Here is a 12,551-nt window from a genome sequence, read left to right as displayed (position 1 = left end):
CAGCTATACATACTAAAGCAGAGAATTTTTTAGCATATGATATAGCTCTATCAATATGGTCTGCTCCTAATTCATTTCCAAGCATAATAGATGCACCTGTTGCTATACAAACAGAAGTAATAATAAAGAAATTACCTGTGCTACTAGCTATTTGACTAGCTGCTATAGCAGAAGTACCAGCATGCGAATAAGCTACTGAATATAAAACAGTACCAAATGCCCAAGCCGTATCATTTAAGAATATAGGCATACTTTTTGAGTAGAAAGATTTTATAAAAGTCATGTTAATAGCTCTTATATCTTTTATCTTAAACTTTAAAATATAATCCTTCTTAATAAAATAAACATATCCAACGATTAAAGTAATCTCAATTATTCTAGCTATAACTGTTGCTAATGCGGCACCTCTAACACCTAACATTGGAAGTCCTAGCTTACCGAATATAAGTCCATAGTTTAAAATAACATTTGCTATAAGAGCACAAGCACTACATATCATACCTAGCTTAGGGTTTCTGACACCTCTAGATCCGGTACTAAAAACAGTACTTATAGCTATAAGCGGATAACATAATACTACAATACTAAAGTATTCAGTACATAACCTAACTACCTCAGGATCACGAGAAAATACATTTATGATCCATGACGGTGTTACTAAGGCTGGAACTAAGAATACAAAACTAAGTATAATAGCAATCAAAACACTTAAACCAGTTACCTTTTTTATATTAGATATATCTTTTTTTCCAAAGAATTGAGATATAAATACACCAGCACCGCCTGTAACACCAGCTAATGCCATGTTAAATAAAAAGAAAAATTGATTGGCCACACCTATAGATGCGACAGAAGTTTCCCCTAAACTACTTATCATAACTGTGTCTATAACATTGACCGAGCTGGAAATAAGGTTTTGTATAATTATAGGTATACACAGAGAAATAAGAATTTTATAGAACCTTTTGTTATCATCATTTAATGAAAATAAACCTTGCAAATAATCACCTCATTTATAATATTTTTCATAAAAATAGGACAGTTTACATAAACTGTTCCCATTCTTCATAAAGCGACGCAAGCCTATACTCTAAATTAGATTTATTCTGGCTTACTTCTTTAGCTTTATCTGGATTAGAGTATACTTCTTCTTGGCATAAAAGTACATCTAATTCTTCAATTGTTATTTCAATTTCTTCAATTTCTTTTTCTATATTTTGTCTCTTAATTCTATTTTTCTTTTCTGCTTCTCTAGATTCTCTTTCTTTTCTTTTATCTTCTTTAATTTGAGTTTTAGTTTTTTCTTCTTTTTCTTCAATTACACTCATTTCCTCAACTTGTTTCTTTTTATCTATATAATAATCGTAGTTACCAAGATATTCAGTTATTCCTGACCTATCTAATACTAATATCTTATCTACTACAGTATTAAGGAAATATCTATCATGAGAAATAGTGAAAATTGTTCCGGTATAGTTAAATAGAGCTTCTTCTAATACTTCTTTTGAGTCTATATCTAAATGGTTAGTAGGTTCATCTAGTAAAAGGAAGTTTGCTTTTGATAAGATTAACTTAAGTAATGCTACCCTAGCCCTTTCACCACCACTTAATGTTGATATTTTTTTAAATACTTCTTCATTTTCAAATAAAAATGCACCTAACATACTTCTTAGAGTAGTTTGAGTTAAATGAGTATTATTTTCCCATATTTCATCTATTATAGTATTATCCAGGTTAAGTGTTTTTTGTTCCTGATGGAAGTATGAGACATTAACGTTCGTTCCAAGTTTTATATTTCCTGAAAGAGGAATTAACTCATTCATTATTATTTTAAATAATGTAGATTTACCAATACCATTAGCACCTATAAGAGCAACTTTTTCACCTCTATAAATATCTAAATCTAAATCTTTAAATAAAACTCTCTCGCCATAAGCCATAGACACATCTCTAACCTGAAGAACATCATTTCCGCTAGTAACAGAAGGTGTAAATTCAATTCTGGCTCTTTTTCTATAAGCTTCAGGCTTGTCTAATACATCGACCTTATCTAGTGCCTTCTCCTTACTACGAGCTCTTTTTAAGTGTTTTTCCCTACCGTAAGCTTTTAATCTTTCAATAGATTCTTCTTGTTTTTTTATATCTTTTTGTTGATCTTCATACTTCTTTTGATCAAGTTCTTTTTCTATTTTAGATAGTTCTATAAAATCAGAGTAATTTCCGTTGTAAGTTTTTAACCTTTTATTGTGAATTTCAAAGATTCTATTAGTAACTTGATCTAAGAAATATCTATCATGGGAAATTAAAATAACAGTACCGCTATATTGCTTTAAGAATACTTCTAACCATTCTATCGCTTCAGAGTCTAGATGGTTAGTCGGTTCATCTAAAAGAAGAAGAGTAGGCTTCTTTAATAGCAATTTACCTAAAAGAACTCTAGTCTTTTCTCCTCCAGATAGAATACTTATAGGTTTGTCCATATCGCTATCACTAAACCCTAGACCTTTAAGTACACCTTTAGCTTCAGATTTATACCCGTACCCATTCATGTCAGAGAATGATTCTAGTTTGTGAGAATATTCATTCATAAGCTTATCTAATATTGGAGAATTATCTTTATGTCCTTCTTGTGCGATTCTTAACTCCAAATCTCTTAGATATTTTTCCATATCTATTAAATCTTTAAATACTTCTAAAACTTCTTCAAAAATCGTATTATCTGAATGGAAGTTAGTATTTTGTTCTAAGTATCCTATTTCACAATCTTTTGAAGTATATATATCTCCGCTATCGTATCCATATATACCAGATATTATTTTAAATAAAGTAGTTTTTCCAGTACCATTTACACCAATTATACCAATTTTATCATTTTCATTTACAGTAAAATTAACATTTTCTAGTATAGAATCTATTCCAAAACTTTTATTTAAGTTATTACATGACAAAACAATCATAAATTTCTACCTCCTTAAACTATCTAAAATTATAATGTTTTGATATAATATAATCAAGGATATATATAATATGTTTTATAAAATCAAAAATATAGATTGAATAACATTAAATTAGACAATAACGGAGGTGAAAAAATGAGCAGTAAAAACATATCAATGGCGGTAATAAGAAGGCTACCAAAATATCACAGATATCTTGGGGACTTATTAGATAAGGATATACAAAGAATATCTTCTAAAGAATTAAGTGATATAATAGGATTCACTGCATCTCAAATAAGACAAGACTTAAATAACTTCGGTGGGTTCGGACAACAGGGTTATGGATATAATGTAGAAGCGCTTTATAATGAGATAGGTAAAATACTAGGGCTTAATAGGTCGTACAATGCTATTTTAGTAGGAGCGGGTAACTTAGGTCAAGCTATAGCAAACTATTCAGGATTTAGAAAAGCTGGATTTGAGATAAAAGCCTTATTTGATGCTAATCCTAAGATGATAGGATTAAAAATAAGAGATTTCGAGATATTAGATTCAGATAATATAGAACAATTTATAACTGATAATAATATTGAAATAGCTATACTTTGTATTCCTAGAAATGGAGCTCAAGAGCTTGTAAATAGATTAGTTAAAACAGGCATAAAAGGTGTATGGAACTTTGCGCCTATAGATTTAGAAGTTCCGGATGGAGTTATAGTTGAAAATGTAAACTTAAAAGAGAGTTTATTTACATTATCTTACTTAATGAAAGAAAATGAAGAAGAGTAATTATAACTAATATATATAAGATATAAAAAATTGGCAGTGTAGAGTAATCTACCTGCCAATTTTTATTTATACTACTCTGGTTGAGGAGCATCAACAGGACAAACTCCTGCACAAGCACCACATTCAACACAAGTATCTGCACTTATAACGTATTTGTCATCTCCAGCAGATATACATTCAACAGGACATTCAGCTTCACAAGCACCACAGCTTATGCAAGCATCGTTTATAACGTAAGCCATCTCAAAATCCTCCCTTAAATATGTAATGTTATTTCAGTTATATTATAGCAAAAACTTCCCAATATAACAATTAAATTAATAGTCTAATTACAGCTATTATATAAAAATAAGAATAAAATTAAAAATTTAAAAGAAAACGTTTAAAAGAAGATTGAATGGGTAAAAAGTAAATACACTAAAAAAATAGTTAAAAAATAGTCAATCAAGCATCTCAGTTACATAACATCTCAAAATTTAGAATCTATTTTATATTTAATCTTAGTTAATTTAAAAATTAAATAATTTCAAGGGGGAAATTTAAATGTCTTGTAATACTTGTAAAATGTGTGAAAGTGCAGATAAAAGACTAGAAACTTTTGTAGCATCTAAGGATGTCAATACAGCATTTCATAGAACTGAGGATCAAAAGGTAAAGTGTGGATTTGGGCTTCAAGGGGTATGCTGTAGACTCTGTTCAAATGGACCTTGTAGAGTTACGCCAAAATCTCCAAGGGGAATATGTGGAGCGGATGCAGATACTATAGTAGCTAGAAATTTTTTAAGAGCAGTAGCATCAGGATCAGCTTGTTATTTGCATGTAGTGGAGAACACAGCAAGAAATTTAAGACATCTAGGAGAAACAAAAGGGATTATAAAAGGGAAAGCAACGATAAATCGCTTGGCAGATATGTTTGATATAGAAGAAAACGATTTACATACGAAATGTATAAAGGTTGCAAATAAAGTAATATCAGATTTATATAAACCAAGAGATGAAAAAATGGAGCTAGTAGAAAAAATGGCTTATGCACCGAGGGTATCAAAATGGAAAGAGTTAGGTATAATGCCTGGTGGAGCAAAATCTGAAGTATTTGATGCAATAGTAAAATCATCAACAAATTTAAATAGTGATCCAGTTGATATGTTAGTGAACTGTTTAAACCTTGGTATATCGACAGGTTTATATGGGCTTACGCTAACAAATCTTTTAAATGATGTAATGCTAGGAGAACCGGTTATTAGAATGGCTCCAGTAGGATTCAATGTAATAGATGAAGATTATATAAATATTATGATAACTGGTCATCAGCACTCAACATTCTCAAACTTCCAAGATAGATTAAAAGATAAAGATGTAGTAGAATTAGCAAGATCAGTAGGAGCAAAAGGGTTTAAATTAGTAGGATGTACTTGTGTAGGTCAAGACTTACAACTAAGAGGGGAACATTATCAAGAAGTATTTGCAGGTCATGCAGGAAATAATTATACAAGTGAAGCTGTACTAGCAACTGGAGCAATAGATATAGTACTTTCAGAATTCAACTGTACAATACCAGGTCTTGAGCCTATTGCAGATGAGTATAAAGTAAAAATGATATGCTTAGATGATGTTGCAAAAAAAGCCAATGCTGAATATATACAATTTGATAGAGATAATATAGATGAAATAACTTCTAACTTAATAAACCAAGCAGTTAAGTCTTATAAAGATAGGAGAGGTACTGTAGAAATAGATATACCAAAAGATCATGGATACGAGCAATCTTTAACTGGAGTTAGTGAAACAAACCTAAAAGAATTTTTAGGTAACTCATGGAAGCCGCTTATTGATTTAATAGCAGAAGGAAAGATAAAAGGAATAGCTGCGGTAGTTGGATGTTCGAATATGACAGCTGGAGGGCATGATATAAATACTGTACAGCTAACAAAAGAACTTATCAAGAAAGATATAATAGTTCTATCAGCTGGATGTTCAACAGGAGGGCTTGAAAATGTAGGTCTTATGTCTCCAGGTGCGGAAGAGTTAGCAGGTGAAAATTTAAAAGCAGTATGTAAATCGTTAGGAATACCACCAGTATTGAATTTTGGACCATGTTTAGCAATAGGAAGACTTGAAATAGTTGCAACTGAAATAGCTGAAGAGTTAGGGATAGACTTACCTCAATTACCATTAGTACTTTCTGCGCCACAATGGTTGGAAGAACAAGCACTAGCAGATGGTGCATTTGGACTAGTTTTAGGATTACCTCTTCACTTAGCGCTTCCGCCATTTATAACAGGAGGGAAATTGGTTACAGAAGTACTTACAGAAAAACTAAAAGACTTAACAGGAGGTCATGTTATAGTCAATTCAGATCCAGTTGATTCAGCAAATATATTAGAAAATATAATTATAGATAGAAGACAAAAGCTAGGTCTAAAGGATGTGGAAGTGTATGCATAGAATCTTAATAGATAAAAAACTATGTACAGGATGTAAAAGTTGTGTATTAGCTTGTATGTTAAAGCATAGTGAAAATAATAATTTTTATACTTTAGATTTAGAAAATATAGATAATGATAGTATGGGACATATTGAATTAGATAAAAATAATAATCCTACACCTATATTCTGTAGACATTGTGAAGAACCCGAATGTGTAATTACATGTATGAGTGGGGCTTTAAAAAAAGATAAAATAACAGGGGTAGTATCTTACAATCAAACTAAATGTGGATCTTGTTATATGTGTGTAATGTCTTGCCCATATGGAGTTCTAAAACCAGATGAAAGAAGTAAGCAAAATATACTGAAATGTGATTTATGTAAAAATGAAAAAGAACCTAAGTGTGTAGAAAACTGCCCTAGTGGAGCAATAAGTATATTGAAGGAGGAAGTATATGCCTAATAAATACGTTGTAATTGGAGCTAGTGCAGCAGGTATAAATGCTGCAAAAACACTTAGAGAACTAGATAGTCAATCAAGTATTACATTGATTTCTAAAGATGATAAAATATACTCTCGCTGTATGTTACATCATATTATATCGAATAATAAGACTGTAGAAGATATTAATTTTGTCGGTGAAAACTTTATAGAAGATAACAATATAAAATGGATGAAGGGAAACATAGTTAATAATATAGATGTAAATTATAAAACTGTTGAAATAGAAGGCGAAAAGGTAGAATATGACAAGTTATTAATAGCAACAGGTGCATCATCATTTATTCCTCCAGTTAAGAATATGAGAGAAGGTAAAGGGATATATTCATTAAGAAATATAGATGACATAGAAAAAATAAAAGTGGATATTTTGAATTGTAATAAAGTCGCGATAATAGGTGCCGGATTAGTTGGAATAGATGCACTATCGGGTATTATGAACTATGACAATCTAGAGAAATCTCTTATATACATGGAAGAAACTATATTAAACTTACAGTTAGATGAATTTGCTGCAAAATCATATGAGGATAAATTTATAGAACAAGGAGTAAAATTATATCCAAAAGCATCAGTTAAAGAAGTTTTATTAGACGAAGATAATAGTGTCACAAAAATCTTATTGGGAGATGGGACTTTTATAGACTGTGATATGATAATAGTCGCAACTGGTGTTAAGCCAAATGCAAGTATTATAGAAGGCACGGATATAGAATATGACAGGGGCATTATAATTAATGATAGATGTGAAACTAATATTAGAGATATATATGCAGCAGGGGATGTTACAGGCAAAAATGCTATTTGGCCATTAGCTGTGAAGCAAGGAATAGTATCAGCTTACAATATGTCTGGTAATGAAAAGCAAATAGATGATAGCTTTACTTTAAAGAATAGTATGAACTTCATGGGCATACCTACAATATCTCTTGGTATCTGCAATCCAAATAATGATGACTATGAAGTGATAACTAGAAAAGGAACTGGATACTACAAAAAAATAGTGTTCAAAGGTGATAAAATATACGGTGCAGTTATTCAAGGAGATATATCTTATACAGGTGTGCTCACTTACCTAATAAAAAATAATGCTGAAATTGATAATCTAGAAAATAGAATATTTGATATTGGATATGCAGATTTCTTTTCTATTAAAGAAAATGGAGAGTTCTGCTATAATATATAGAAATGATAAGGCTATAGAGAGTTCTCTATAGTCTTAAATTTTATCAATTGTATGTAGAATTATTAAATGGAAATAATCAGAGATAAAAAAGTACTTAAGCATATAAATTTGATAAATTTTTTAGAATAGTACATAGTAAGGGAGAAATAAGATGAAGGTATATGCTTTAATAGGTTCCAGTGGAACAGGTAAAAGTTATAGAGCACTAGAAGTTGCTTGTGAAAATGATATAAATTATATAATAGATGATGGAATATTAATACATGATAATAAAATATTAGCAGGAATATCTGCAAAACAGGCAGCTACCACAATTGAAGCTGTAAAAAGGGCTATATTCCATGACACAAATCACAGAGAAAAAGTAAAAGTAAAGATTTCTCAAGAAAAAGTAGATAAAATATTATTACTAGGTACATCTAAAAAAATGATTAACCAAATAATAGACAGATTAGAATTACCACAAATTTATAAAATAATAAATATAGAAGATATAAGTACTCCGGAAGAAATCATCAAAGCAAAAGAATCTAGAAAAAATGGAAATCATATAATTCCTGTTCCTACAGTACAAATTAAGCATATTACTAGTGGTCTAAGTATAAATCCATTAAGAAGGCTATTTAAAAAGAGTAAAAAATATAATAAGGTACTGGAGAAAACAATTATAAGACCAGCATTTAGTTATAGGGGAAGGGTATTTATAAATCCCGAAGTGATTCCTCAGATTATTAATTATGAGTTAAGTAAAATTAAAGAGATAGAGAAGGTAAATAATACAGAAATAATTAATTTAAATGATGAGATAAGTGTATACATAAATATAAACATTAATGACATATCATTAATAAGAGAATGTGAAAAATTTCAAAAGAAAATAAAAGAAGAAATTGAAAAAAATACCTTAATTAATGTGGTTAAAGTAGATATATATATACATAAACTTAAGAAGTTAAGGAATTTAATTTGTTAAGAAATAAACTGGTAATTATTGAACTAAATTGTGCTATAATCATGGTGTAAGCGGGATAGAAAACGGTTTTCTAGAAGCTTTAAAAAAGATTGTTTTTATTAGGGGGGCTTTTCAAATGGCAGAAAAAACTTTAAATGTCTTAGAAATTGCAAGAGAACAAGTAAAACATGCATGTGATAAATTAGGGGCAGATCCAGCTGTTTATGAAATCTTAAAAAATCCAATGAGAACTTTAGAAGTATCGTTCCCAGTTAAAATGGATGATGGTTCGACTAAATCTTTCACTGGATATAGAGCACAACACAATAATGCTTGTGGACCTTTTAAAGGTGGTTTAAGATTCCATCCAAATGTATGCATGGATGAAGTAAAAGCATTATCAACTTGGATGACATTTAAATGCTCTGTTGTAGGTATACCTTACGGTGGAGGAAAGGGTGGTATGGCTATAGACCCAACAGAATATTCACAAGGAGAATTAGAAAGAATAGCTAGAGGGTTCTCAAGATCAATAGCACCAATAATCGGGGAAAAAGAAGATATACCAGCTCCAGATGTTAATACTAATGGGCAAATAATGTCTTGGATGTTAGATGAATATTCTCAAGCTACAGGAAGCTTCCAACCAGGTACATTCACTGGTAAACCAGTAGATTTCTATGGTTCTTTAGCTAGAACAGAAGCTACAGGATATGGTGTAGCAACAATGGCTTTAGAAGCAGCTAAAAAATTAGATATAAATGTAGAAGAAGTTACAATTGGTATCCAAGGATTTGGTAACGTAGGTAGTTTTGCAGGTATGTACATTGAAGAGTTTGGAGCAAAAGTAGTTGCAGTAGAAGATCATACAGGAACTATAGTAAATCCAGATGGAATAGATATGAAATCATTAATGGAATATAATAAAATACATAGATGTATAAAAGGATTCCAAGGAGCAGAAGCGACTGAGGATAAATTATTCTCTATGGATGTTGATATATTAATGCCATGTGCATTAGAAAACCAAATAACTTCTCAAAATGCAGGAGATATAAAAGCTAAAATAATATGTGAAGGTGCAAATGGACCTACAACTCCAGAAGCTGATAAAATAATATATGACAGAGGAATAACTCTAGTTCCAGATATATTAGCTAATAGTGGTGGGGTTACAGTATCTTACTTTGAATGGGTTCAAAATTTAGGAAGATACAACTGGCCATTTGAAGAAGTACAACAAAAACAAAGTGTATTAATGAAAAATGCATTTGAAGATATATGGAAATTAGCAAAAGACTACAGTGTAGATATGAGAACTGCAGCATACATGATGTCAATTAAGAGAATAGCAGATGCTATGAAATTAAGAGGATGGTATACTGAGACACCTGTAAAGGTAGAAGAAGTTAAAGAAGCTGTAGCAACTAATTAGTAAATAATAAAATTAATATAAAAGAAAAGTCATGTAATTGGCTTTTCTTTTTTTATTAAAAAAATCAAACTATATTATACTATAGAAAACGTTAACAAAAAGGCATAAAAAAACACATAAATTGTAGAATTTATGCATAGAACAGAGTAAAAAGTTACAAAAATATTTACTTTTGTTACTTTTTAGTATATAATTAAATTAAATGAAAATGTATATTTAGGTGACACATTGGATAAAATAATTAGTTTTATTAATTATTAAAATGTTTTTATACAAGATGTAAATTTAATTAAGATTTTATAATATAAGAATACTACAAAACAGATTTATATAGATTACAAAATAGTTACAAATAAAAATTTACAACAATCTTGTGTATTAGTATTTTATCCTAACTAACTTCACCTATAAAAATAGCACGTAAGAAAAAATAAAAACTTATGGTGAATTTTTGGAGGGAATATCGTGAAGAGAAAAATATTAGTACCAATGTTTGCGTCGGTTATGGCGTTATCAATGAATTCAATTTCAAATGCAGATGAAATTGTAGAAAATCAAGTTGAAAATACAGAAAATCAATCAGATAGCACTTTAAACATAGGTGAATATCAAGAAAGTACATATAAAAAAGCTGTAGTTAAAGACGGTGTAGCTGTAAAGGTAAGAGAACAAGGATCAGTTCAACAAGTAGCTTACACAGGAGATGAATTTAAAGTTATAGCAACTCAAGGTGAGTGGGTTAAAGTTAAAATAGGAGAATCTGAAGGTTGGTTAGCAGCTAGATTCGTAGATTTAACAGAAGCCAGCGGATACACTACATCAGAAAAAGTAAACTTTAGATCTGAAGCAAATACTGATTCGGAAATAATAGAAGAATTAGAAATAGGAAGTACAGTAAAAGTTTTAGAAACTGAAGGTGAATGGCTAAAGGTTTCTAAAGGAGATAAAGAAGGTTACATAAGCTCATTATATGTTTCTGATGAAGCTCCAGTAATAGAAGTAGAAGAAGAGGTTGTTGTTGAGCAACAAGAAACTACTCAAACAAGCAATAATACTCAAACTAATAATACTCAAAATAACTCTAATGCTCAAAGTAGTAATAGACCAAATACAAACAACCAAGGTTCAAGTAACCAAGGTAGTGGACAAGCTCAAAAACCACCGCAAGAGCAAGCAGCTCCACCAGCATCAAGTTCATCAGCTGTACAAGCTGTAATAAACTTAGCATATTCTAAGATAGGTTCTCCGTATGTATGGGGAGCAGAAGGTCCTAATGCTTTTGACTGTTCAGGATTAACTTCATATGTATTTAGAAATGCAGCTGGAGTATCTTTACCAAGAACATCTAGTGCTCAATCAGGATATGGTCAAACTGTAAGTAAGGCTAACTTACAACCAGGAGACTTAGTATTCTTCAACACTAGTGGATCAGGTGTAAGTCACGTTGGTATATATGTAGGTGGAGGAAATATGGTACATTCACCAACAGAAGGTTCAACTGTTCATGTAACTAGCATAAACTCATCTTACTATTCATCAAGATTTGTTACAGCTAAGAGAGTTTTATAATAATGATATCAGAGTCATCTATTTTAATTAATAGATGGCTTTTTTTATTGATTTTATGCACAATACTTGACATAAATAGGTAAAAATGATAATCTACTAAAAAGAATAAAATTACTTTTAATTTTAGTCCAGAGAGGCTAAAAAAGGAGGACGAAATAAAATGTTAAAATCAAGAAATTTAATCCAACCAGAAGACTTTTCTGTAGAAGAAATACATGAGATATTAAACTTAGCTCAAAATATAATTGACAATCCGTCAAGATATTCCCGTATATGTGAAGGTAAAATATTGGCTACATTATTCTATGAGCCATCAACAAGAACAAGATTAAGCTTTGAAGCAGCAATGAATAGATTAGGTGGTAGGATTATAGGTTTTTCAGAACCTAATTCATCATCTGTATCAAAAGGTGAATCATTAGGAGATACAATAAGAACTATATCTTGTTATGCAGATATAATTGCAATGAGACACCCACAATCAGGGGCGGCAGATGAAGCGGTAAAATATACAGAAGTACCTTTTATAAACGCGGGAGATGGAGGAAATCAACATCCAACTCAAACACTTACAGATCTATTAACAATAAAATCACTTAAAGGAAATTTAGAAAATCATACAATTGGAATATGCGGGGACTTAAAGTATGGAAGAACAGTACATTCTTTAGTTAAAGCTATGGCTAGATACAAAAACGTAAAATTTGTATTTATAGCACCAGATGAATTAAAAATGCCAGACTATATAAAAA

At 30.5% G+C, this 12,551-nt stretch carries 11 protein-coding genes; 8 read left to right on the top strand and 3 right to left on the bottom strand.

What is annotated here, in order from left to right; translation table 11 throughout:
• Together CHL78_RS17735 and CHL78_RS17730 are read right to left on the bottom strand one after the other, a co-directional pair.
• Positions 1-1,000, bottom strand: a 1,000-nt coding sequence (locus CHL78_RS17735; RefSeq protein WP_116041643.1) for an MATE family efflux transporter, incomplete at its 3' end; no start/stop codon positions are given.
• Between the two features lie 43 nt (positions 1,001-1,043).
• Entirely contained in the window at positions 1,044-2,957 is a 1,914-nt protein-coding gene (locus CHL78_RS17730; protein ID WP_094369133.1) for an ABC-F family ATP-binding cassette domain-containing protein, read from the bottom strand.
• A gap of 135 nt (positions 2,958-3,092) precedes the next feature.
• Between CHL78_RS17730 and CHL78_RS17725 the strand changes: the two genes are divergently transcribed.
• Entirely contained in the window at positions 3,093-3,728 is a 636-nt protein-coding gene (locus tag CHL78_RS17725) for a redox-sensing transcriptional repressor Rex (RefSeq protein WP_094369134.1), read from the top strand.
• Positions 3,729-3,799: 71 nt separating this feature from the next.
• Here CHL78_RS17725 and CHL78_RS17720 read toward each other — a convergent pair whose 3' ends face one another.
• A complete protein-coding gene (locus CHL78_RS17720) occupies positions 3,800-3,970 on the bottom strand; it encodes a DUF362 domain-containing protein (RefSeq protein WP_094369135.1) in 171 nt (56 codons plus the stop codon).
• Between the two features lie 301 nt (positions 3,971-4,271).
• Here CHL78_RS17720 and cooS point away from each other — a divergent pair, with 301 nt between their 5' ends.
• The 7 genes from cooS to CHL78_RS17685 all read left to right on the top strand — a co-directional run.
• Positions 4,272-6,173: an anaerobic carbon-monoxide dehydrogenase catalytic subunit gene (gene cooS / locus CHL78_RS17715; protein ID WP_094369136.1), complete on the top strand. Its 1,902-nt coding sequence runs from the start codon at positions 4,272-4,274 to the stop codon at positions 6,171-6,173.
• The gene (locus tag CHL78_RS17710; RefSeq protein ID WP_094369137.1) at positions 6,166-6,618 is read left to right on the top strand and encodes a 4Fe-4S dicluster domain-containing protein; all 453 of its coding nucleotides are present in this window, start codon (positions 6,166-6,168) and stop codon (positions 6,616-6,618) included. The genes cooS and CHL78_RS17710 overlap by 8 nt, the downstream gene beginning before the upstream one ends.
• Positions 6,611-7,843 carry an NAD(P)/FAD-dependent oxidoreductase gene (locus CHL78_RS17705; RefSeq protein WP_094369138.1) on the top strand — a complete coding sequence of 411 codons (1,233 nt, stop codon included), beginning with the start codon at positions 6,611-6,613 and terminating at the stop codon, positions 7,841-7,843. Before CHL78_RS17710 ends, CHL78_RS17705 begins: the two co-directional genes overlap by 8 nt.
• A 151-nt stretch (positions 7,844-7,994) precedes the next feature.
• A complete protein-coding gene (locus CHL78_RS17700; protein ID WP_094369139.1) occupies positions 7,995-8,816 on the top strand; it encodes an ATP-binding protein in 822 nt (273 codons plus the stop codon).
• 115 nt (positions 8,817-8,931) lie between these two features.
• Positions 8,932-10,230: a Glu/Leu/Phe/Val family dehydrogenase gene (locus tag CHL78_RS17695; protein ID WP_116041641.1), complete on the top strand. Its 1,299-nt coding sequence runs from the start codon at positions 8,932-8,934 to the stop codon at positions 10,228-10,230.
• A 465-nt stretch (positions 10,231-10,695) separates the two neighbouring features.
• Positions 10,696-11,799 carry a C40 family peptidase gene (locus CHL78_RS17690; RefSeq protein ID WP_094367311.1) on the top strand — a complete coding sequence of 368 codons (1,104 nt, stop codon included), beginning with the start codon at positions 10,696-10,698 and terminating at the stop codon, positions 11,797-11,799.
• A 160-nt stretch (positions 11,800-11,959) separates the two neighbouring features.
• The coding region (locus CHL78_RS17685; RefSeq protein WP_408638627.1) for an aspartate/ornithine carbamoyltransferase family protein at positions 11,960-12,551 on the top strand (592 nt) is incomplete at its 3' end.

It is taken from the genome of Romboutsia weinsteinii, from assembly GCF_002250835.2.
GTDB lineage: Bacteria > Bacillota > Clostridia > Peptostreptococcales > Peptostreptococcaceae > Romboutsia_A > Romboutsia_A weinsteinii.
Note: the sequence above shows the minus strand (reverse complement) of the source record. Positions and strands in the feature narration are given on the sequence as shown.